A 22,522-nucleotide genomic window follows, 5' to 3' on the forward strand; every position below is an offset into this window, starting at 1 on the left:
TTTAACCTTTAAGACATTGATATGTAAAGGCATGACATTTAAGAACATGGTTAAAGGAATGACAGTATGAATAAAATAATCGCTATGGTTCGTAAAGAACTCATCGATGCCGCTCGCGATAAGCGCTCTGTGATGGCGGGGCTTTATTACGCCATAGGCACGCCGCTGATCATGTGCGGCCTGTTTATGGTGTTAATTGGTCAGCTGACGAGTCCAGACGATCTAAAAATCACTATTACCAACCCTGATAAAGCGCCGGATTTAGTCCGTTTTTTATCGAATAAAGGTATTAACAGCGGTGAAGCTAAGGACAGTGAACTTAAGGCCATAGAGCTTATCATCAGCACAGACTATGCCGCGCAAATGAACCAAGGCAAAGGCGCCGAGATCACGATTGTTGCCGATAATTCCAATGAAAAACTGCAAAACTCGATTCGCCGACTCGAGAAGCAACTGCAGTCCTACAGCACAGAAATGGGCAGTCTACGGCTGATAGCCCGCGGTATAGATCCCCGCGTGATGCAGCCACTGAAGGTCAGTGTCCACGACCAAGCGACCACAGATTCGAAGGGCGGGATGATCTTAGGTATCGCGATTTTCACTATGATTTACTCAGTGTTTATCTCGGGCATGAACCTCGCCATAGATACCAGCGCGGGTGAACGCGAACGTAACTCGCTAGCTCTGTTACTCAGTCATCCACTGACCACACGCCAGTTAGTGTTGTCGAAAATCATCGCTGTGAGTCTGTTTGCCTTATTAGGCTTAGTGCTGATTTTGCTGGTATCTAAAGTCGCCTACACCTTTGTGCCTTGGCAAGAACTCGGCTTTAGCGTCAACATCACCACGGAATTTATGGCGCTGATGTTAGTGGTCGGTATTCCCGTCGCGTTAATGGCCGCTTGCCTGCAACTGTTTGTGTCTTTTATGGCGAAAACCTTTAAGGAAGCCCAATCCTATCTGACTATGGTGTTGTTTGTGCCCTTAGCCTTGTCGATGGCCGCCAGCTACAACATAGCGCCAGACATGCTGCAGTGGCTGCCAGTCTCGGGTCAACAACAGGCCTTAATGGACTTTATCAAAGGTAAAGACTTGCCCATGTTGCAGTTACTGGTTTCGACCTTAGGCACACTCGCCATTGCGGTATTGCTGGCGTTTGGCATGGAAAGGTCGCTCAAGAGTGAAAAAGTGATCTTCGGTTTGTAAGGTAAATCGATTGCTCAACTTGGCGGCGATCGCCAAATCGTCTCCAAGTTGAAAACCTCAATAGCCACGGGAGTTTGTTATGGAAAACGAATATGTCTTAATGGTGATTATGGTCACCTTCATCATAGGTATGAGTGCCACTGAGATGTTTAAGCACTATCTAAAGGCACGCCAATTTGGAGTAGGCGCCGCAGACGATAGCCATCTTAAGGATAAAGTGACTCAACTCAGCCTACAAAACCAAGCACTGATCGAGCGAGTACAAGTACTTGAAAAAATCGTGACAGAGCCAGAGTACGAGCTAAAGCAGCAGATTAATCAGTTATGAGCCCTAAACGAACAAAACAATAAAGCCATTGAATTTCAGTGGCTTTATTGTTTTTACAAGCTAGATAGAAGCTTACTTAGCCTTAGGCCTGAATGGTTTGATTACCGACTCATTGCACTCTAAATACGGGCCTTCCATCAAATCGATACAGTAAGGAATAGCGGGGAACACGGCATCTAAACATTCGCGAATCGATTTTGGCTTGCCGGGCAAGTTCACAATCAAAGAATCCCCCCGTAAACCTGCGGTTTGGCGGGATAAAATGGCGGTGGGGACAAACTTTAAGGATTCAGTGCGCATCAACTCGCCAAAGCCTGGCATCATGCGATCGCATACGGCTTCTGTGGCTTCTGGGGTGACATCGCGTTTCGCAGGTCCAGTGCCGCCCGTGGTGACAATCAAGCAGCAATCCTGCTCGTCAGCCATTTTGATCAGCGTCGCTTCAATCACATCCTGCTCATCGGGGATCACTTGATAAATCGGCTCCCACTCGCTGGTGAGGTAGTCGTTGAGCGTGTCGATAATCGCCTTGCCTGAGATATCTTCATAAATCCCCGCGCTGGCGCGATCGCTTACCGTCACAATACCGATTTTTGCTTTGCTCATAGGAAATCCCCAGTGATGTTGAAATAAAACCCTGCCGAAATAAAAAATGTCGACATCAAGCATGGAAGAAGCCGCTGCATCTTCGACCTTAAGTCGCAGCTAAAATAGCATAAATGCTCGGAAAAGGGGGCGACTAAAACGTGATTGGGTTCGCGCTATGCTATTGAAAATGGTGGGCGGAAAATCTAAAAGACAAAAAATCCAAGGCAAACTCAACAGGCTCGCCTTGGATTTTATCGTTAATGCAGTCAGGTTTAGCTGACCTGCGCCAGTGTGGGCAAAGAAGGAAACGCGCCCTTTTGCCCGCAGGTAATCGCGCCGCAGCGAGTGGCAAATACCACCGCCGCCTCTAAGTGCGCTTTACTTTCGAGCCTTTGTTGCAGCGTTAAATACGCTAAGTCGTATTCTAACTCTAAGCCTAAGGCGAACAGAAAACCTGAGATAAAACTGTCACCTGCAGCCGTGGTATCGACGGCAGAGATTTTGGGGACGGGTACGCTAAACCTTTGCAACGCTGTGATGCATTGCACTGGATTGGCGCCATCGGTGACCAAAATCACCTCAACCCCTTGGGCGAGGCAAAACTGCAAATAGTCTTCGAAACTCTTATCCCGCGCCAGCGCTAAATAGTCCGCTTCTTCACGGCTCATTTTCAGCACTTGGGTGTAACGGAAACACTGCTCAACCCGCTCGGCCAGCAAGGACAAGTCTTGCCACAGGGATAAACGCAGGTTCACATCAAAGCTCACTAAGGTCGCGAACGCATTGGCACAACGCGCGCCATAAAGGCTAGTGTTAAAAATGGCGGTTTCGGTAAAGGTATTCGAGCAAAGGTGAAAGATATCAATCCCCTGCCATGGAATATGGTCGAAATGCTGATTGCTGTAGCGCATATCGGCAGTGCCAGTGCGGTTAAACTCAAAAGTGCGCTCACCCTGCTCATCTAAATTGACCAGTACAGTCGCGGTAGCGGCGCCCGGTACTTCGGCCAAATAATCGGTCGCCACACCCTGCTCCGCTAAGGCTTGCTTTAACATGACGCCGTAATGGTCGGCGCTGATGCCGCCAGCAAAGTAACTCTGACCGCCGAGTTTCGCGTAACCTACGGCCACATTGGCGGGCGCGCCACCGGCAATCGGCTGGTGATGTTTGCCCGTGGCATCGGTCGGCAGCAAGTCTACTAACACCTCACCGAAACTGAGTAATACCGTCATTTTCACTCCAACTTTGTATTCTATATTCTGCATTTTGTATCAGACAAAAAGCCCACTTTCATGGGCTGTTTTGGGCTTAGCATTTTTTCTGTATAAACAGTTTCTGTACCAATATCCGCTTAGAACTCGTATTTCAGCGTCGCACTCGTGGTGCGGCCATTAATGGTACGGGCACGGATGATATTGTTATCAGGGATTGAGCCTTCTTCCGCTTCAGTAATACCCGTGGCATTAAACAAGTTGTTGACGTTTAAAGACACACTCATGGCTTCGGTCAGATTGTAAGTTGCAAAGGCATTTACTTGGTTGTAGCCGTCGAAACTTAAGTCGTTATTATCTTGAGCATAAGAATCCGTGGTACCGATTAAGTTAACGCCCACTGAACCTTGGTCAAAGTTGTAACGGCCCATCAAAGAGTAGATAAAGTCAGCCTGTCTTCTTGGGGTATTGCCCACCACTTCTGGCGTCAATGCATCTTTAGCAATCTCAGCATCGGTCCAGGTTAGGTTGCCTCTAAAGTCGAAGTCACCGATAAAATAGGCCGACTCGATTTCGATACCTTTGGCTTTGTACTTACGGTCGAAGAAACGTTGGCTTGTGGCTTCAAAGTTTTGCTCTTCGGTTTCAGAGTAGAACGCTGTCGCGAACACAGACAAATCATCGTAACGGTATTTAACACCTAACTCGTACTGGTCAACGATATCAACTGCATCTTCCTTCGCCACTGAACCATCGGCACGCACCTTACCAAATAACAGACGGTCGGCATTGGCGCGGCCACCATGACTCAAGCGTGCAAAAGCAGCTAAGTCACTGGCAAACTGATAGTTAGCACCTAACGAGTAAGAGGTGTAACTCCAATCGTAATTTACTGGCTGAGGGTTAGCATTATCGATGGAAGATACACTCTGCTCAGGGATTGAAATCACCCCATCGAGATTCATATCCACTTGCGATTGGACGCTACCGGCGTAGTTACCGCTCGCATCACCACTGTCATAACGCACACTGGCATCGAGGGACAAGTCACCAAAACTCGAGGCTAACGCGAGGTAAGGCGCTTTAATGGTGTAGTCGGTATCGTAATTACGTTGGCAACAATTTCCCCAGTAAGGTACGCCATAACCATAGAGGCCATTGTCAGAATACGCAGTACCATCGGCGGCAACCACATCTAATAGCGCGGCATTATCGCCTTTTACTTCCATCAGATAAGAGTTCCACATCCAACTCATGCCGATGTTTTGGGTGGCGTTGTAATAGCCTAAGGTCACGCTGGTATCGTCGAAGGTTTTAGTCAATTTTAAGTCGTTTACGATTGAGCCAAAGTCATTCATCTGCACATCGAAGGTATTGATACGCATGGCTAAACCGTCCATCTGACTACCCGCATTAGGTCCATTGGCGTAAATCAACTTAGCGCCAGTGCCAGCAATACTGGTGGCAATGTCGCTACCGTTGGCCACTTCGGCTGGGAATGGCGCGATGAAGTTGCCGCTCACATCGGAGAAACGGAAACGGTTTTCGACCTGCCAATCGTTACCTAAATCGAATGAGGCTTCTAAGCCGACAGAATTAACCACAGGATTCATGCCATCGCGCATATCGCCACGGCGACGTTCGCCATCGGCACCTAAGCTCAAGGTTGATTGGAAATACGCGGATTGAATTGCATCGGATTTAGCATCAAAACCTGGGATTGAACTGCCATCTGAGTACATAGGCATAGGTAAGTAACCAATGCTTTTATCGTCTAAATGTTTGAAATACAGACGAACATAACCTTTATCAAATTCTTTGGTTAAGTTAGCTTTGATCTGGCCGCCTTTGTTTGCGTTATAGCCAGCATCGCGTGGGCCTTCGCCCGTACGCACAAAACCACCCACATGGAAACGCAGGCTGTCGTTGATGCTAGTGCCGTATTCAAAGTCGGTACGGAAGGTATCGTAATCCAGCCCTAAGGTGGTAGCCACACTGCCCGAATCCGAAGTACCGGTTTTACTGATCACGTTGATAATGCCGCCAGGGGCATTACTGGCCGCAGTCGATGCAGAGCCGCCACGGATAGATTCAATGGTTTGCACTGTTGAATCTAAGCGTAAAAAGATGTCTGCGTTACCAAAGGCGATATCGCCAAACTGTAGGATTGGCAAACCATCTTCTTGAATTTGCAGGAACTTAGCACCACCAGACGCCACAGGTAAACCACGCACAGCTATGTTAGCGTTACCTTCACCGCCAGTAGACTCGACCTTCATCCCCGGAATAATACGGAATGCTTCGGCCGATGAACGCGGCGTACTCACTTCAAGCTCAGCCAGTGACACACTGCTGACTGACACACTCGAATCCATAACACGAGTGCCACGGGCAACCCCAGTCACGGTAATTCTTTCTAAACCTAACGCGTCTTTCTTAGCTTCTTCCTGTTGTGGTGCGTCGGCTGCCCAAAGGTGAGAACTCACCAACACGGCCAATGTACTTAACAAGAATTTCTGTGATGTGCTTTTTATCATTTTTATGTCCCCACCCATATTTGAGATGCAGCCCGCTCTCCCCATAGCTACATCTACCGAATTGTGATTAATCGAAGAACCATCTTAGTGATTGTTCAAGGTCATATTGAACTGAACCCCGAATCAACTTAATCGATTAAGTTAACAAGTTAGCAACTTAATAACAAAAAGCAAGTGTGTTTTTTGCACAATTTTGGTTCGCACTCTGGGTGTACCATATCAACATATTGATTAATTGAAGAAATGTGACAGAAAAATATTTTCTGTCACAGCCCAAATTAGTGCGCATCGAAAGTTAACAAATGACGGGCAGGATCTTTAACGAGATTAAATCCGCTCAAGAGGCATAACAAAATGGCAAAACCAGTGGCGAGGTAGAAGCCATATTTAACATGGCCGAAAATATCGCCCACTAACCCCATCAACAAGGGCCCAACGGCAGCGGACACGGCAGTAAAAAACAAAATCACCCCAGCCACAGAGCCATGCTGATCTACGGGAAAACAGCTAATCCCCTTAGAATTAAGTGTGGGATACATCATCGACATAAACAGCCCAGACAAGGGCAACAAGACGACTGCCGCTTCAATACCGTAGATCATAGACCCAAGATAACAAGCACTTATCGCGAAGCTAAACCAGAACATTACTTGCTGCCACGGGAAGCGATCGAGCACCCAGCCACCTAAAAAGCGGCCACCCGCACGCAGGGTAAAAAAGATCGTTAGGGCATAAGCGGCCAAGGTGGTGTAATCGCCTTGATAGCTTTGCAGCAAGGTCGGCATCCACACATAAATCGCCACTTCGGTGGCAACATATAAACCTATCGCGAGTGAGAACCCTAATGCATAAGGGTTTTTCATCATCTTAAAGGTGCTGGCAAGGTTAATGGCATCCGTCGAAGAACGTTTGATTTGCGGATAATCCGCCCGATAAGCTAACCAACACAGTACTAAACAGAAGCAACCCGCGCCAAAATACAGATACTTCCAAGAGACGCCGCTGATCAGTAAATAACTAACGATGGCCGGCCCTATCATGGCGCCGACACCAAAGTAGCCCTCCACCGTATTCATAGTGCTCGAATGCTGTTTTGAGGAAGTCGAGATATCGCCAATAAGCCCCAGCGCGCCGGTTTTAAAGACGCCAATCGCCGTGCCGACAAAGGCGAGTAGGAACAAGAAATAGTAAAATGACTCCCCCAACGCGAACATGAAGCAGGCGAGCGCGAATAACAATAACCCTAATAGAATTGTTAACTTACGCCCTATCTTATCCGCCAAGAAGCCTAAAAACAGTCCACTCACCGCGATAAAAATCATCGGCATATAATGGAAGGCACTGGCCTGCGACATGGACAAACCAAACTGGGATATCAACTCAGGAATAATGACGCCCACGGCATCTGAGGTCATAGCGAACATGAAAAACATTAAATATGTGAGTACCCGAATACGGGTATGATTGCGGTTATCGCAACCTTTTGAATCACTTACCATACCATTTCACCTTATCGTTATTATACCTACTCGCTCTCAGCAGCTCAGTAACAGCATGCTGAAAGGGTTTCGGCTTTTGTGTACAGCAGTGAGCCAGCCTCCCCCAAAACTTGAGACTAACTCAAAAATCCAACAAACCACTTGAATAATGTTTCATATTGGTTAAATATACAACTTAATCGATTAAGTTTAGTTGTGCAATCAATTAAAGGATTGCCATAAACCTTTACTCTAAAAAGACAACTCAAGCGTGGGCAAAGTATGAAAAACCAAGTGCAACTGATCACCTATGTCGACAGAATTACCAATGCAGGGCTCAAGGAGCTCAAAGCACTGCTCGATGACGAGTTGCAAGGTCTATTCGGCGGCGTGCATCTTTTGCCTTTCTATTTTCCCATTGACGGCAGTGATGCGGGCTTCGATCCGATAGACCATGTACAAGTCGATTCACGGTTAGGCAATTGGGATGACGTTAAACGCATTGGTGATGACTACGACATCATGGCCGACCTTATCGTTAACCACATGTCCGCCGAATCGCCAGAATTTAAAGACGTACTCAAGCACGGCAAGCAATCGGCTTACTGGGATTTGTTTTTAACCAAAGACAAGGTATTTCCTGAGGGGTTAAGCGAGCAAGATCAAGCCGCTATCTATCGTCCGCGTCCGGGCAGTTGTTTTAGCACTTACACCTTAGCCGATGGCTCGACCGAAGAGTTTTGGACCACCTTTACCCGCAATCAAATCGATATCGACGTTCATTCCGTCGCAGGTAAAGATTATTTAAACCGAGTGCTGGCGCGTTTCGACCACAGTAAAGTGAATCTGATCCGCTTAGATGCTGCGGGCTATGCAATTAAAAAGCCCGGCACTAGCTGCTTTATGATTGAAGAATCCTTCGAGTTCGTGGATAAATTAGCTAAGCAAGCCAATGAGTTAGGCATGACAACCCTGGCCGAAATCCATTCGCACCACATGACTCAGGTCGAGATCGCCAAACGGGTCGACATGGTGTACGACTTCGCCCTGCCACCGCTCATCCTGCACACGCTGTTTAGCCAAGATTGCCAAGCCTTGACCCATTGGCTCGAAATGGCGCCGCGCAACTGCATTACCGTACTCGACACCCACGACGGCATCGGCATTATCGACGTCGGCCCTATGGATGGCTTGCGCGGATTATTGACCGAAAATCAAATCGATAATCTGGTTGAAACCATACATGGCAACAGTAAGGGCGAGAGTCTACAAGCCACAGGCGCGGCCGCCAGCAACGTCGATTTGTATCAAATCAACTGCACCTATTACGATGCCCTCGGTCAGAATGACCTAGATTATTTGATGGCGCGGGCGATTCAGTTTTTCGCACCAGGTATTCCGCAGGTGTATTACGCGGGACTGCTGGCGATTCCAAACGATATGGAACTGCTCAACAACACCCATGTCGGTCGCGATATCAATCGCCCTCATTTGAACCGTGAAAAAGTGCAGCAAGCAATGCAGAAACCTGTCGTTAAGGCGCTGACTCAACTGATTAAACTGCGTAATAGCAGCCCAGCCTTCGATGGCCGCTTTACGATGGCATCCGCAGAACGCACGTTAACCTTATCTTGGAAAGCGGCCGATTCGCAGGCAAGTCTCACCCTCGACTTTGCCAATAAAGAGGGCCAAATCATCCTTTTAGATAAGCAAGGTAAAGAGACACAAGTGTCGTTATCAAAACTGTTGGCTCAAGCATAAGCTTGCGTTCCTGTTCGGACTTGAGCTTAGGTTTAAGTTCAAGCTAAGCGGCATAGTGTTGAGATAGCAAAAAGGCGCATTGAATGCGCCTTTTTTAGTTAAAAGATGTAGAGACTAGCAGCTCTTACCGAGACGTAATTCATAGCCCAAGACTTCCGCATGCACGGCATCACTAACAAACATTTGCGCCGCTTTTCGGCCCTTCTGCTCAGAGTATTGATAGACTGTCGTTAACGGCGGATTTGAACGTGTGCCTTCATCTATGCCATCAAAGCCCACGACTCGCACATCTTCAGGAACATTCAGCCCCATGGCCTGCGCCTCACCGAGCACACTCAAGGCGATTAAGTCACTCATGCATAAAAACACATTCGGCCGTGGAGTCGAATTCAACGCTTCTTTTGCCGCTATCGCCGCATAGTCGGCATTGCTCTCGGGGATATTCCAAATGCGGTCCTGCCCCAGAATAACGCTCACTTCTTCAATCGCTTGCAAGTAACCCTGTAATCTTTGATGGGCAACTGAGGTGTCGATTTCTAACAAATTCAGATCATACACGCGGCACGTTAAGTGGGTATCGAGCAAACGTAGCCCCAAAATAGCCACATTGTCTGCGGGTGACTGCAATGCCAGTTTCGCCACTTCATAGGCGGCTAACTTATTGTCTATGCTCACTGATGCATTGCGGTGGATATCAAAATCGACGGTGACGACCTTTTTCTTGACCTGCTTTAACTGCTCGGCCAACAGGGCATTACGCGGGCGACCATAACAAATAAAGCCATCCACAAAGTCGGCCACCGCATTCACGCTGTCCGAACTGCCCGAAAACAGCAGCAAATTGAGCTTTTCTTGCTCCAAGACAGAGGCCACGCCCTTCATAAATTTACTGGCGACGGGATCGGACACCATGTATTCCACGCTGTCCGACAGTACCAAGGCGACAGTATCGAACTTGCCCTTACGTAGGGATTGAGCCGCTTTATTTGGTCCGAAATATCCCAACTTAGTGCAGGCAGCTAAAATGTCGTTACGACGTTTTTCAGATAATTGGTCGGGGCGATTAAACGCGTTAGAAACAGTGGCATTAGAGACACCCAACTCGTTGGCTATGCTCTTTAGGGTCCAGTGTTTTGTTGTTGTCATGCTTATGTCCTGGAATCGAATAAGGCCACAAAAATACGGCTCAGCGCAAATAGTACACGGCTTAAATGGGTCGTGCACCTGCAAATCTAGGCTTAATGCGCAGTTTCGCTATCGTGATCTTTTAATGCCGTTGCAGGGGATAAAAAACCGACTATCGCGGCACACAATGCCACACCCGCAGCGGCCATAAATCCGTACTGGAAGGCTTGATGCACCACCTCTGTCGGCAATGTTTTAATGGCGGCGATGCCAAGTTCAGAACCCGTGAGTGGCAACAGACTATAAAGCAGCACGCTAAACAGCGCAGTACCGATAGCTGCCCCCATAGAACGACACAGTGACACCATAGCCGTGATCTGGCTGAGTCGCGCCTTGCCCGACACGCTCTGCACTACGAGCTGCACACTCGGCATCACAGTCCCTAATCCTATTCCGACCAACACACCTAAGCCGCCGATCACATTGGCATTAGGCGGCACAAAGCTAATCAATAACAAGCCGATGAAAGCTAAGCCCATACCAAAGGTCGGCAACCACTTAGGCGCGACATCTTTACTTAATAGTCGGCCCGCAATCGTCGAGCCAGTAACAATACCAAAGGTCATAGGCAAGAGCAGCAAACCGGTTTTGGCGGGATTGGTGTGTAAACCCACTTGCAGATAAATCGGCAGGAAGAAGATCATCGCAAACAAACAAGCCGCAAACAGCGCTGCCGTTAGTAGTGGCATATACACGGCCTTCTTCGCCAGTAAATCTAACGGCAGAAACGGGCTCGCCAATCGCCGTTCCCACAATAACAAGCCTAGAATGCCGAACACCACGAAGACGGCAAAGCCTAAGCTGGTCGCAGAAAGCCAAGCAAACTCTTGCCCCGCCACAGATAACCAATATAACAGTGCGGTGATAATGGTCGGGAACAAGACCACGCCCACTAAATCAAACTTGCCTTGGCGTACGGGTTTAACGCTGCGCTTATGCAGCCCATTGAGTCGCCATACCGCCAGCATGGCCAATGGAATATTCGCCCAAAATAGCCAATGCCACGAATAGGCATGTACCACAATACCGCCAATAACAGGGCCGCCAACACTCGCGAGGGTAAACATAGCGGCAAAATAGCCTTGGAAACGCGCCCGCTGCCGAATGGGGACTAACTCACCAATCAAGGATTGAGACAAACTCATCAAGCCGCCACCGCCCATGCCCTGCAAGATACGTCCGGCGATCATATGATCCATAGTGCCCGCACTCGCCGAAACGATGGAACCCAGTGCAAAAATCACTATGGCGGTCATCAGGATTTTCGCGCGACCGAAGTTATCCCCTAACCAGCCATAAATCGGCACAGAAGCGGCCATCGCCAGCATATAACCGATAGTGATCCACGAGGCTTGGCGCAGGCCGCCAAGATCTTCAACTATGGCTGGCGTCGCTGTCGCGAGTAAGGTTTGATCGACCGCCGCCAAAAACATGGGCAAGAATACGGCCGAAAAAATGGCGAGAAAAACAGAAGTCGGTAAAGGGTCACTCTGGGATAACGCAGGCTCTAAGGACATATTGTCTCCGCTAACTCATCAGCCAAAGTGCATAAAGAAAGTGCATAAAGAAGATGTGCTAAATTCGCCGTGCATTCCAATACTTAGATGCCCAATAACTGTTATGCAGGCTCGAAATCTTCACCCCTTGGCTAGTGGAAACATGGAGAAAATTATCGTCTCCCACATAAATGCCGACATGGTGCGTGCTCCAACCTGTCTTGAAAAATACTAAGTCGCCCTTGCGCAGTTGATTTCTCGGCACGGGTTTCCCTAGGGCTTGCTGTTCTTCAACCGTGCGCGGCAAGGTCATACCCAACATCTTCTGATAGGCGACCGACACAAAGGCCGAGCAATCTATGCCCCGCTTAGTGCCACCGCCTAAACGATAGGGCACACCGCGCCACTCAGAATGCAGTTCGGAGATATTGCTATCGTTCCAAACCGTGGCGGGTTCAACTTGCTTTACCACAGGCTTAGGTTCTGGCGCGCTAGCACAAGCGCCAAGGCCTAAGGCTAAGATAATTATCAGTAATCGTTTCATAGCTTCAAACTCATTGCAGGCAGATTTCACAGTAACGTAATTTTGAGTTTTTATCAGGTAAATTCAGGGCGGCTGGGGATCAAAACGCCCAAACACCCGCGCACTCTAACAGACTAATGTAACCCAAAGCTTAAAACTATAACGCCGTCCACAATAAACGTACGCCCACCAGCACCATTAAAATCAAGATGATGCGCTTAAATAACCTGTCGTTAATTTTATCTTGAATAAACAAACCTAACTTTACCCCTAACCATGCCAGCGGCACCAGTAACAGGGAAACTAAAATATTCTCTTGGTTAATCTGCCCAAGCAAACTGTAGGGGATAAGCTTGACCAGATTTACCACAGCAAAAAATACCACAGCCGTGGCTAAAAATTCTGCCTTAGCCAAACGCAGCGGTAACAAATAAGCGTTGAGTGGCGGCCCGCCCGCATGGGCAACAAAGCTAGTAAATCCTGCTGTTAAGCCACACAAGCGCCCTACTAGAGGTGAAGGTGATGCTTGGGTTTTATCCCCCAGAATCAAACCATACAAACCAAAACCGAGGGACACACAGCCTAAAATCGCCCGTAGATATTCTTCATTCAACCTATCAAACAACAGATAAGCGATAAAAATACCCACTATCGCCGCGGGCAGTAATATCCATAAATGACGCGGATTATGTTGCCCCCACCAAGAACGCACGCTTAAAAAATCCATATAAATCAGCAGCGGTAACATGAGCGCCGCCGCTGTGGTAGGGCTAATGGCCAGCGCCAATAGCGGGACAGTTAAGCCGCCCACACCACCCGCAAAACCAGATTTAGAAATCCCCGTAATCAAGACTGCGGGTATCGCCACCAACCAAAAAAGAGGGTCCGTTAACATCAACACATCCTGAATAACGCTTTATGGCTATCAAGTTACCTGTTGTTGAGGTGATAAAAAAGCAAAAAATCCGCAGCCATTTAGCTGCGGATTTTTGTTTTAACTTTTGGCTAAGCCGGACTAGGTGTTTGTGCTTACGCCGATTCTGCCGTCATGTTCACTAAGCGCGGTGTACTCTTAGTGGCTTTCTTGGCTGACACTGGGGTTTTAGGCTCTGGCATACGTATGGTTAATGACATCACTAACGCCACCACCAGCAGCACTAAAATCACGTTGAAGGTCGCAATAAAACCACCGAATAACGAGGCGACAATCGAACCGATAATGCTGCCGACACCAAAACCTAAGTAGATAACCCCATAGTTTTTAGTCAAGTTATTCAGGCCGAAGAAGTCGCTCACCAGTGAGGGATAAACAGTAATAGTGCCACCAAAACTAAAGGCAACGCAGGCAACGGCAACGAAGAACAGGTTAGCATTCAAAGGTACAAACAGTAGTAACACCATACCTACTAAGGTGATGATCTGCGCCAGCGAAATAACCCGAATGCGAGGAATTTTGTCCGACAGGATACCCAGCACCAAACGACCACTGAGGTTCGCCATGGCAATTACCGCAACCGCATTAGCAGCCACCAGTACTGGCAAGTCGACCATCTTCTCGCCGATATCTTTCGCTACACCAATCACATACAAACCACTCATACAGGCAGACAGGAACATCAGCGCCAACATCCAGTATTGTGGCTTACGCATGGCTTCTGCGAGGGTGAAGTCGCGGCTTTCGGCTTGCTGACTTGCGGCTGATTGTGCAGGCGCATCTTTCATCAACATGCCGCCACATAACACCAGCGCCATGGCGATTAAGCCCCAAAGTTGGAAGGTAGTTTCAAGGCCAGTATTTTCGAGTAACAGCACGTTGATGTACTTAAATCCAAGGCTGCCTAGACCATAAGCGCCAATCGCTAACGCCGAAATCAACCCTTTGCGTTCGGGGAACCACTTCACGCAGTTAGATAAAGTCATCAAGTAGCCAGTGCCATCGGCAAAGCCCACTAAAATCCCGGCACACAGGTAAAGCATCATTAAGTTACTGGCTTGGGCTGTGAGTAAGAATCCCAGCCCGAGTAATAGGCCTGCGCCTAAGGTGACATTACGTACGCCGAAGCGTTCCTGTAATTTGCCCGCCATGGAAGATGCCACAGCCAAAGACAAACTCAGCAAACCAAATACAAACGCCACCTGGCTGACAGGCTCGTCGAGCTTCGCGGCCAACTGCGCATTGAACAGGCTCCAAGTGTAAACTGAGCCGAGTGCAAACTGGGTGATAATAGTACCAACTAAGGTCAGGTACCGAGTACGGTTCATCTCTTTAGTCATGATGCATCTCGCTTTAGGGGATCAGGAATTGAGTCCACTATAAGAGAGATGCCATTCGCGCCGATCAATTAAGGCATGAAATACAGATCTGCAGGAATGAATGACAATTACAGCCTCATCAGCTGTCGAAAAGCCTTAATATTACTACGGCTAACGGGCACCTCGAACGACAAATCATGCAAGCGGATCAGGTAAGTACTATTGAACCAAGGCACGATTTCGCGGATCTTGTTGATATTGACGCAATAGGAACGGTGGCAGCGGAAAAAGCCCTCGGCGGGCAAGCGGCTGACAAACTCGCTAATGGTCATCTGCATCACATAACGGTCGGTGCGGGTATACACATAGGTGAGTTTTTCATCGGCCTCGGCGTAATAAATTTGCTCGCAGGGCGTGACGATAATCCGCTCACCCTTGACTAAATTCACGGTACGACTGGCATTACTCGCCGCTTCATGTTGCGGCTTTGGCGCTTGTCGCCCCGCCTGTTCAATCTTCTGCAATAAGCTGATGATCCGCGGCTCATTGTAAGGCTTGAGAATATAATCGAAGGCTTCGAGCTCGAACGCTTCTACCGCAAATTCTTTATAGGCAGTCACAAACACCACATGGGGTGGATGGGTCGATTTATGCAGATTCTTCGCCAGCAATAGGCCATCGATGGACGGAATTTGGATATCCAAAAACACCACATCAACCTCGTGATCCTGCAGATATTTAAAGGCCTCCAAGCCATCCTCAAAGCTTGCCACTATGTCTATTTCACTGTGGCTCTTTACTAAATACTCCAGCTCCTCACGGGCCAGATATTCATCTTCAACTATGATGGCTTTTAACATACTTGCGCCTCATTTTCCGGTAAATAAAAGCTGACTTCAGTCCCAGGTTCAAGCCGTTTAAGCTGTAAACCTTCGCCGTACAATAACTTCACCCTCTGGTGCACATTCATTAGCCCAATACTGCTGCTTTCTATGCGACCCGCGGCGACGCCATCTATTACCTCCTGGCTGATGCCATAACCAGTGTCACGCACGGCCACGCGAATGCCAGCATCGAGTTTTTTCACTTCTATGGTCACTCTGCCCGGCGCACTACGTGGCTGAATGCCGTGCAAAATGGCGTTTTCCACCAGCGGCTGCAACAAGAGGCAAGGTACACAAAAATGCACATCGTCGACATCGAACACCACTTCAAGCTTGTCGCCAAAGCGCGCCTGCTCGATCGCCACATAATCGCGTACTTGTTTGACTTCCTCTTGGATATCAATCAACTCATCGCCCTTGGCTAGGTTATAGCGCAGATAATCGGCCAGATTGGCAATCAACTCCCGCGCCTGCTGCGGCCGAATACGGATCAAAGAAGAAATCGCATTGAGGGCATTAAACAAAAAGTGCGGGTTAATCTTGCTCTGCAGCGCAGTAAACTCCGCCTTGCGGGTCATCTCTTGCAGTTGCTCAATGCGCGACACTTCCATCTGGGTCGAAATCAACTGCGACAAGCCCACCGCCATTTCCCGCAGCGAGCTGGTAATCCGATAGTTATTGCGATAATAAATCTTCAGCGTACCGCTCACAGTGCCGTTTTCACGCAGCGGAATTATGATGACCGAATGAAAATCCGATAAATGATATTGGCGTAAGTCGTTGTTAATAATGTTTTGATCTAGCTCTATCGCCCTTTGAGTCATCTCGCTAATCGCTTGATGACCATCGACCTCGTAGTAATCTTTGCCAACGCCCATATAGGCTAATACATCGCGAGTATCGGTAATCGCCACGGCATCAGCATGGATTTCATTACGGATCACGGCGCACACTTGCTCTAAGGCATGGCGGTCAATTTTGCGGAAGAAAGGTAAGGTTTTGTTGGCAATATCCAACGCGAGCTTGGCCTGCTTGGCGGCAATGAGCTCTTTCTCATCATCGAGATCTTGCACTAGCTTAATAATCAGTCCGATACACACAGTGCCCGCAATCATGGGATAGGCAATATGGCTCACTATCTCTACACCTACTTGGTGCGGCTCTGTCAGCAGCCAAATCAACAACATGGTCAGTGTTTCGCACAACATGCCCGCCACAATGCCATAAATCCATAACTTAGATTTGGGGCATTTGTAGTAAATCCAGGTCGCCATTAGACCAGCAATAATGCTGGCGATTAAACACGGGATAGAAGTATCGCCATCCATATCAATCAAATATCTATGCAGCCCCGACAACACGCCCGCGGGAATGCCGACCCAAGGGCCAAATAAAATTCCACCGGAAATAATCGCAATAATGCGCACGTTAACCAGCGCACCTTCAACCTCAATACCGGTATAAGTACTAAACACCGCAAATAAGCAAAATATCGCCGCCACAGAGACCAGCTCTGCGGGGGTGTGATTACGCTTTTGGAATAAACGCTGGAACGGTCGAGTGCGGGTTAAAAAGAACAAGGTCATCAGCATCAAGGCCGCCCGTTCAAATACCGCCAGTAACATCATTTGATTTTCGAGCACGCTTTCCCCTTTGCAGATCTGACTTAACGCGTGAAGGATAAAAATCACCGAGACTAACCCTGAACTCGTCCGCTATTTACGGCTCGAGTAAAACATCAAACGCTAATGCCCCACATAAATACAGGCTTGCTAAAGTAAAGGACAGCAAAAACTCCCATACACGCGGGCTCAGTCACAGATTCACGTTTGAATTGGGTTAACAGAGTTATCCAAGGGCGATATTAACAGCTCAATTACCCAGCCATATGACAGCGTCGATTTGCAAAATCCACGGGAATACCCGAAGCTAAAACCTTCGGCTCGAATGCAAGGTGGGATCTGAAACCAGTTCAGCATGCCAGACTAACACTAACTAAGTGTGTCCTCGCAAAGGAATAAGGAGCGAACATGAGTGAAGTTCAAGCACAGTTTTATGGTGGCCCTAAGGAATGCCCTATTGAAAATGGCCGCATTCAAGTTCAACGAATTTCCCCCAAAATCAGTGATGTCGGCGGCATTCCCGTCGCACGGGCGATCCCACAAAAAGAGCGTCGTCTTATCGGCCCTTGGTGTTTCCTCGACCATATTGGCCCAGTCACCGACGGCCCTGAGCTAAACGTTGGCCAGCATCCGCACATTGGGCTGCAAACTTTTACTTGGATGCTCGAAGGCGAAATCATGCACAAGGACAGTCTCGGCAGCGCCCAAGTGATCCGCCCTAAACAAGTTAACTTGATGACCGCCGGACACGGTATCGCCCACACCGAAGAATCCGTCGCTGGCCATAGCACTATGCACGCGGCGCAGCTGTGGATTGCCCTGCCGCTTGAGCATAAAGATACAGCGCCGAGATTCGATCACTATCCCGAACTCCCCACGTGGCACGATGCGGGCGTTGATTTCACACTCCTAATCGGCAGTTGGCAGCATCAACAGGCGCCCACATTGCACTTCTCGCCGATTGTGGCGATGGATTTGTTTGCCGCCGAAAACACTGAGCTCACCCTGACTCTCGACCCGAGTTTTGAATATGCCCTCATGCCACTCGAAGGCTTTTTCCGTATCGATGACCAAAGCTTCAACAACAACGATCTCGCCTATCTGGGGATGTTACGCGAAAGCGTCACGGTCGAACTCGACGCGGGTTGCCGCATACTGTTGATTGGCGGCGCACCACTGGCCGACCCTGTCAGTATTTGGTGGAACTTTGTTGGCCACAGCAAAGACGAAATCGCTAAGGCTCAAGCGGATTGGGAAGCCAGATCTCCACGCTTTGATACTGTGCCAGGCTATGACGGCAAGCGCTTAGTGCCACCGCCGATACCTTGGTGATCTTTAGGCAGATAAATAGATGGGCAAATACTTGATAGCTAGCCCATTAGCATCAATCCGATAACGGCCCACGCCTAGAATGGCTTACCCCATGAGTCTATGGGGTAAGCCTGATTATTAGCTCGCAGCTTGATATGAGTGCGCGAGAACAGCCCGAGCAAACTGCACGCTAAGCCACTCACAGGGCTATAAATTTTACGGATTTTTTACGCGCTATCTTAAAATGGCTTTGCTAGAGTACAGACACTTTCTTTATATGCGTCTTTCTATCCATGACTTCATCCATAGCGGCTCCCATGACTCAATACTGGCGTTCGCACCCAACATTTTTTACCGGCACAGTGCTAGTTATCGCGATTTTTAGCAGTGCTTTTATCGATTATTTTGCTGGTTCCACCATAGCCGTGCTGCTGATCTTACAATTGGCCGTGGTCGCTGTGGCCCTGCAATGCAACGCTAACTTTGCCTATTTTGCAGCTGTGTTTGAGGCGACTAGCTTTAATTTTCTGTTTACCACGCCGCGCTATTCGCTACAGATGTTCAATCTTGAGGACATTCTCAATTTAACTGTGTTTCTACTTGTAGCCCTCACCACCAGCAAATTGGCCGAACTTTATCGCCGCCAGCAGGCGGCACTCGAACAGGCTCAGTTACGCAACAGCATCTTATTGTCGGTTTCCCATGACTTACGCACCCCGCTCTCGACCATTATCGGCACCTTAACGACCCTGAAGGAATACATGCCTAAGCTCAGTGCGTCGCAAAAAACTGAGCTGATTGATAGCGCGGCCGCCGAGAGTCATCGTCTGCATCAATATATCGAAAACCTGTTACAGGCCACTAAGTTACAACACGGCGCACTCAAATTTAACCTAGACGAAGCCAATCTGCGCGAAGTGTTACAGCGCACTATCGCCCGCTTTCAAACCGCGCAACCTAGGATCAAAATTCACAGTGAGCCAGAGCTACCACCATTAATGATTTGCAGCTCTTTGATTGAACAGGCGATTTTTAATGTGCTCGACAATGCCCTGCACTATTCACCCACCAGCCAACCTGTAACAGTCAATCTCTATCGCCACCAAGATATGCTGCGCATCGATATTCAAGACTTAGGACAAGGCATAGCCCCATCTCAAAAGGAGGCGATTTTCGAACTGTTTTACCGCCAACATCCTTCTACCGATGGCGGCGCAGGATTGGGCCTTCCTGTCGCCAAAGGCATTATTATTGCCCATAACGGGAGTCTCAGTGCCGAAAATGTTGCTCAAGGCAGTCTGATCCGCATCGCGTTACCGATAACGAAGGAAAATGTATAAATGGCTTACAAGGTGTTAGTCGTGGATGATGAGCCGCAAATTCATACCTTTATGCGGATCTCACTCGAGGCGGAAGGCTTTGAATACATAAGCGCCACCAGCATAGCCACGGCGCTCAAACAGTACCGCAGCCATCAACCGCACCTTATCGTGCTCGACCTCGGCCTGCCCGATGGTGATGGCATCGAGTTACTCCATGCGCTGCGCCAACAGGATAAGACCCCTGTGCTAGTACTCACCGCCCGCGATCAGGAGGAAGAAAAAATCCGCCTACTCGAGGCAGGTGCTAACGATTACCTGAGTAAGCCCTTTGGGATCAGGGAATTAATCGTTCGCATCAAGGTGTTGGTTCGCGACCTTGTGGATACCTCAAGCGGCGCCGATATGCTGCAATTTGGCCCACTCACTCTACAAAAGAGCAGCCATCAATGCTGGCTTAACCAGCAGGAAATCGCCCTCACCAAAAAGGAGTTTGCCCTACTCGTTCAGTTAATGTCCCACCCTGGGCAATTGCTGAAACAGAGCGACCTGCTGCGCAATATCTGGGGCGAAACTCACCAAGAAGATGGCCATTATCTGCGGATTTTAGTCAGCCAATTGCGTAAAAAGCTTAACGATAGTGACGAACAGCAACTGATCAAAACCGAGCCCGGCTTAGGGTATCGGCTCACTGACCTCGGCCCGCCCTAGGCCAGCTCGCCTCACTCTTTAGTTCAACCACACAAGGATATGAAATGGCGCATTTTACCGTTATTGGATTAGGCCGCTTCGGCGTCGCCGTGAGCCGAGAACTGATCCACTTAGGTCATACGGTTACCGGTGTCGATAATGACCATAAAGCTGTTGAAAAATATGTAGAAGTTCTTACCGAAGCCGTAATTTGCGATTGCGCCGATGAGGCGTCACTAAGGGAACTCGATCTTGCCAGTAGTGAAGTTGTGATTGTCGCTATCGGTTTTGATATGCAATCGAGCCTGCTGTGCACACTGGCACTGAAAAATCTCGGCGTGCAAAATATTTGGGTTAAAGCCAGCAATAAGGCGCACCACACCATATTGTCTAAACTCGATGTTACTCGGATTATCCACCCTGAAGAAGATATGGGGGTCCGCGTCGCCCAGTCGCTAAACTACCCTATGGTTAATAACTTTCTCGCTATCGGCGATGGGCTCTATATTGTTGAAATCCATATTAAAGTCCATTTACATCAAGTCACAGTTGGCCAACTGCTGGGGAGCTTGCAAGAGAAAAACACTGATGAGCAAACTAACGTGCAACGCAGCCCTAAGGGCAAAGTCGCACCGTTAATGGTCAAACGTGAGCAGAGCGTATTTAGCAAGATTGATAGCGATTTTACCTTGCACACAGAGGATGCCTTATTCCTTTGCGGTAGCCGTGCCGAGTTAAAACAGCTCGCGCCAAGGTTGGTGTAAGGTGGTTCAATGGCATCCTTCGCTCACCCTAGAGCACACTCCTAAAACTGGCAAAAAACTCTTTGGCGCTCCGCCCTTTATCTTAAGTGCAAGCTTTGCTCTGTTGATCCTCGTCGGCACATGTTTACTTAAACTGCCCATCGCCACTGTGTCACCCATTACTTGGCTGCAAAGCCTATTTACCGTCACCTCGGCGGTGACAGTAACAGGGCTTGTGGTCGTCGATACTGGAAGTGTGTTCACGCCCTTTGGCCAAGTGATAATCGCGCTGTTAATTCAATGCGGTGGTTTAGGCTTGATGACCTTTGCGATTGTCACCCTTATCGCCCTTGGCGGTAAGATTGGCTTTCTACAGCAAACCGTTGCAAAAGAGGCGTTTAATCAAACCGATACATCGACATTAGTCTCGACCGCCAAAGCCGTATTTGTGTTTTCGCTGCTGGTTGAAGCCGTAGGCATGCTGATTTTATCAGTGCATTGGAGCCATGAACTCGGCTGGCAAACCAGCTTATTCCACGGTTTTTTCTATACGATTAGCGCTTTTAATAACGCAGGTTTTGCTCTCAGTGCCGACAGCCTAATGCCCTATGTGGCCGATCCCGTGATCAACCTAACCATCACAGGATTATTTATCATTGGCGGTTTAGGATTTTCGGTGTGGATAGATCTTCGTAGGAACAAACGTTGGTCAAAACTCAGCGTTTACAGCCGCATGATGATCACCGGCACTATTGTCATCAACGCGGTCGCTGTGATTGCGATTTACTTTATTGAGTACAACAACCCCAACACCTTGGCGCCCTTAAGCGAACTTGGTAAATGGTTAGCCTCATGGTTTCAAGCCGTTACACCGCGCACCGCAGGTTTTAATACCCTAGCGATTGACCAACTCGAAGACGCCAGCACCTTGCTCATACTCGTGCTGATGTTTATCGGCGGCGGCTCATTAAGTACCGCCAGCGGCATTAAAGTCGTCACCTTTATGGTACTGATTTTGGCCACTTATGGTTATTTACGCCGCGACGAAGCCATCTATGTGTTTAAACGGGAGATCCCCAAAGATACCGTCAGCAAAGCCTTAGCGCTGACCATCATCTCTCTGGTCGTATCTTGGCTGGCCATCTTCATATTGGTATTAAGCGAGAAAGCGCCGTTAATCGATATCGTCTTCGAAGCCATATCCGCACTGGGCACAGTCGGTTTATCCCGCGGTTTGACAGGTAACTTAACTAGCCTAGGCCAAGCCATCATCATCTTTATGATGTTTATGGGTCGCCTCGGCCCACTCATGCTCGCCTATTTCCTCGCGAATCCAAGGGTGAAAAAACTGCGCTACGCAGAAACCAAACTGGCAATTGGGTAAAGA

19 protein-coding genes are annotated in these 22,522 nt (G+C 48.6%); 8 read left to right on the top strand and 11 right to left on the bottom strand.

Going from position 1 to position 22,522, the window contains the following annotated elements:
- Positions 1-66: 66 nt before the first annotated feature.
- Positions 67-1,206 carry an ABC transporter permease gene (locus tag Q4Q54_RS19920; RefSeq protein ID WP_311989374.1) on the top strand — a complete coding sequence of 380 codons (1,140 nt, stop codon included), beginning with the start codon at positions 67-69 and terminating at the stop codon, positions 1,204-1,206.
- A gap of 79 nt (positions 1,207-1,285) precedes the next feature.
- The gene (locus Q4Q54_RS19925; protein ID WP_311989375.1) at positions 1,286-1,534 is read left to right on the top strand and encodes a hypothetical protein; all 249 of its coding nucleotides are present in this window, start codon (positions 1,286-1,288) and stop codon (positions 1,532-1,534) included.
- A 72-nt stretch (positions 1,535-1,606) separates the two neighbouring features.
- Here the strand turns inward: Q4Q54_RS19925 and mog are convergent, their stop codons facing one another.
- The 4 genes from mog to Q4Q54_RS19945 form a co-directional block, all read right to left on the bottom strand.
- Positions 1,607-2,140 carry a molybdopterin adenylyltransferase gene (gene mog, locus Q4Q54_RS19930; RefSeq protein WP_311989376.1) on the bottom strand — a complete coding sequence of 178 codons (534 nt, stop codon included), beginning with the start codon at positions 2,138-2,140 and terminating at the stop codon, positions 1,607-1,609.
- A 254-nt stretch (positions 2,141-2,394) separates the two neighbouring features.
- Entirely contained in the window at positions 2,395-3,354 is a 960-nt protein-coding gene (locus tag Q4Q54_RS19935; protein ID WP_311989377.1) for a carbohydrate kinase, read from the bottom strand.
- 119 nt (positions 3,355-3,473) lie between these two features.
- On the bottom strand, positions 3,474-5,870 hold the full coding sequence (locus Q4Q54_RS19940) for a TonB-dependent receptor domain-containing protein (protein ID WP_311989378.1): 2,397 nt from the start codon (positions 5,868-5,870) through the stop codon (positions 3,474-3,476).
- A 278-nt stretch (positions 5,871-6,148) separates the two neighbouring features.
- Positions 6,149-7,369, bottom strand: coding sequence for a sugar MFS transporter (locus tag Q4Q54_RS19945; protein ID WP_212601157.1), 1,221 nt, complete (start codon positions 7,367-7,369; stop codon positions 6,149-6,151).
- 261 nt (positions 7,370-7,630) lie between these two features.
- Here Q4Q54_RS19945 and gtfA point away from each other — a divergent pair, with 261 nt between their 5' ends.
- On the top strand, positions 7,631-9,109 hold the full coding sequence (gene gtfA / locus Q4Q54_RS19950) for a sucrose phosphorylase (RefSeq protein ID WP_311989379.1): 1,479 nt from the start codon (positions 7,631-7,633) through the stop codon (positions 9,107-9,109).
- A gap of 114 nt (positions 9,110-9,223) precedes the next feature.
- Here the strand turns inward: gtfA and Q4Q54_RS19955 are convergent, their stop codons facing one another.
- The 7 genes from Q4Q54_RS19955 to Q4Q54_RS19985 form a co-directional block, all read right to left on the bottom strand.
- Positions 9,224-10,255: a LacI family DNA-binding transcriptional regulator gene (locus Q4Q54_RS19955; protein ID WP_107946167.1), complete on the bottom strand. Its 1,032-nt coding sequence runs from the start codon at positions 10,253-10,255 to the stop codon at positions 9,224-9,226.
- Between the two features lie 92 nt (positions 10,256-10,347).
- Positions 10,348-11,811 carry an MFS transporter gene (locus Q4Q54_RS19960; RefSeq protein WP_311989380.1) on the bottom strand — a complete coding sequence of 488 codons (1,464 nt, stop codon included), beginning with the start codon at positions 11,809-11,811 and terminating at the stop codon, positions 10,348-10,350.
- A gap of 58 nt (positions 11,812-11,869) precedes the next feature.
- The gene (locus Q4Q54_RS19965) at positions 11,870-12,334 is read right to left on the bottom strand and encodes an NlpC/P60 family protein (RefSeq protein WP_014620907.1); all 465 of its coding nucleotides are present in this window, start codon (positions 12,332-12,334) and stop codon (positions 11,870-11,872) included.
- Between the two features lie 136 nt (positions 12,335-12,470).
- Complete coding sequence (locus Q4Q54_RS19970; RefSeq protein WP_006084819.1) at positions 12,471-13,208, bottom strand: sulfite exporter TauE/SafE family protein; 738 nt, start codon at positions 13,206-13,208, stop codon at positions 12,471-12,473.
- Between the two features lie 134 nt (positions 13,209-13,342).
- On the bottom strand, positions 13,343-14,587 hold the full coding sequence (locus Q4Q54_RS19975; RefSeq protein WP_006084818.1) for an MFS transporter: 1,245 nt from the start codon (positions 14,585-14,587) through the stop codon (positions 13,343-13,345).
- A 107-nt stretch (positions 14,588-14,694) separates the two neighbouring features.
- Positions 14,695-15,426, bottom strand: coding sequence for a LytR/AlgR family response regulator transcription factor (locus Q4Q54_RS19980; protein ID WP_006083764.1), 732 nt, complete (start codon positions 15,424-15,426; stop codon positions 14,695-14,697).
- On the bottom strand, positions 15,420-17,093 hold the full coding sequence (locus tag Q4Q54_RS19985) for a sensor histidine kinase (protein ID WP_311989381.1): 1,674 nt from the start codon (positions 17,091-17,093) through the stop codon (positions 15,420-15,422). Before Q4Q54_RS19985 ends, Q4Q54_RS19980 begins: the two co-directional genes overlap by 7 nt.
- A 387-nt stretch (positions 17,094-17,480) precedes the next feature.
- On the opposite strand from Q4Q54_RS19985, the gene Q4Q54_RS19990 reads away from it, so the two are divergent.
- From Q4Q54_RS19990 to Q4Q54_RS20010, 5 genes are all read left to right on the top strand, one after another.
- Complete coding sequence (locus Q4Q54_RS19990) at positions 17,481-18,404, top strand: pirin family protein (protein ID WP_311890507.1); 924 nt, start codon at positions 17,481-17,483, stop codon at positions 18,402-18,404.
- Positions 18,405-18,676: 272 nt separating this feature from the next.
- A complete protein-coding gene (locus tag Q4Q54_RS19995; protein WP_011982014.1) occupies positions 18,677-19,723 on the top strand; it encodes an ATP-binding protein in 1,047 nt (348 codons plus the stop codon).
- Positions 19,724-20,413: a response regulator transcription factor gene (locus tag Q4Q54_RS20000; RefSeq protein WP_011982013.1), complete on the top strand. Its 690-nt coding sequence runs from the start codon at positions 19,724-19,726 to the stop codon at positions 20,411-20,413.
- 44 nt (positions 20,414-20,457) lie between these two features.
- A complete protein-coding gene (locus Q4Q54_RS20005) occupies positions 20,458-21,156 on the top strand; it encodes a potassium channel family protein (protein ID WP_011982012.1) in 699 nt (232 codons plus the stop codon).
- Between the two features lies 1 nt (position 21,157).
- A complete protein-coding gene (locus Q4Q54_RS20010) occupies positions 21,158-22,519 on the top strand; it encodes a TrkH family potassium uptake protein (protein ID WP_259563527.1) in 1,362 nt (453 codons plus the stop codon).
- The last annotated feature ends 3 nt before the right edge of the window (positions 22,520-22,522 follow it).

Origin of the sequence: Shewanella sp. SP2S2-4 (assembly GCF_031932025.1) — a bacterium.
GTDB lineage: Bacteria > Pseudomonadota > Gammaproteobacteria > Enterobacterales > Shewanellaceae > Shewanella > Shewanella baltica.

Coding starts and splice junctions, on each gene's coding strand:
- Q4Q54_RS19995 (WP_011982014.1), top strand. CDS start 18,677: ATGACTTCATCCATAGCGGCTCCCATGACTCAATACTGGCGTTCGCAC.
- Q4Q54_RS19975 (WP_006084818.1), bottom strand. CDS start 14,587: ATGACTAAAGAGATGAACCGTACTCGGTACCTGACCTTAGTTGGTACT.
- Q4Q54_RS20000 (WP_011982013.1), top strand. CDS start 19,724: ATGGCTTACAAGGTGTTAGTCGTGGATGATGAGCCGCAAATTCATACC.
- Q4Q54_RS19990 (WP_311890507.1), top strand. CDS start 17,481: ATGAGTGAAGTTCAAGCACAGTTTTATGGTGGCCCTAAGGAATGCCCT.
- Q4Q54_RS19920 (WP_311989374.1), top strand. CDS start 67: ATGAATAAAATAATCGCTATGGTTCGTAAAGAACTCATCGATGCCGCT.
- Q4Q54_RS19980 (WP_006083764.1), bottom strand. CDS start 15,426: ATGTTAAAAGCCATCATAGTTGAAGATGAATATCTGGCCCGTGAGGAG.
- Q4Q54_RS20005 (WP_011982012.1), top strand. CDS start 20,458: ATGGCGCATTTTACCGTTATTGGATTAGGCCGCTTCGGCGTCGCCGTG.
- mog (WP_311989376.1), bottom strand. CDS start 2,140: ATGAGCAAAGCAAAAATCGGTATTGTGACGGTAAGCGATCGCGCCAGC.
- Q4Q54_RS19960 (WP_311989380.1), bottom strand. CDS start 11,811: ATGTCCTTAGAGCCTGCGTTATCCCAGAGTGACCCTTTACCGACTTCT.
- Q4Q54_RS19935 (WP_311989377.1), bottom strand. CDS start 3,354: ATGACGGTATTACTCAGTTTCGGTGAGGTGTTAGTAGACTTGCTGCCG.
- Q4Q54_RS19940 (WP_311989378.1), bottom strand. CDS start 5,870: ATGATAAAAAGCACATCACAGAAATTCTTGTTAAGTACATTGGCCGTG.
- Q4Q54_RS19945 (WP_212601157.1), bottom strand. CDS start 7,369: ATGGTAAGTGATTCAAAAGGTTGCGATAACCGCAATCATACCCGTATT.
- Q4Q54_RS19965 (WP_014620907.1), bottom strand. CDS start 12,334: ATGAAACGATTACTGATAATTATCTTAGCCTTAGGCCTTGGCGCTTGT.
- Q4Q54_RS19955 (WP_107946167.1), bottom strand. CDS start 10,255: ATGACAACAACAAAACACTGGACCCTAAAGAGCATAGCCAACGAGTTG.
- gtfA (WP_311989379.1), top strand. CDS start 7,631: ATGAAAAACCAAGTGCAACTGATCACCTATGTCGACAGAATTACCAAT.
- Q4Q54_RS19970 (WP_006084819.1), bottom strand. CDS start 13,208: ATGTTAACGGACCCTCTTTTTTGGTTGGTGGCGATACCCGCAGTCTTG.
- Q4Q54_RS19925 (WP_311989375.1), top strand. CDS start 1,286: ATGGAAAACGAATATGTCTTAATGGTGATTATGGTCACCTTCATCATA.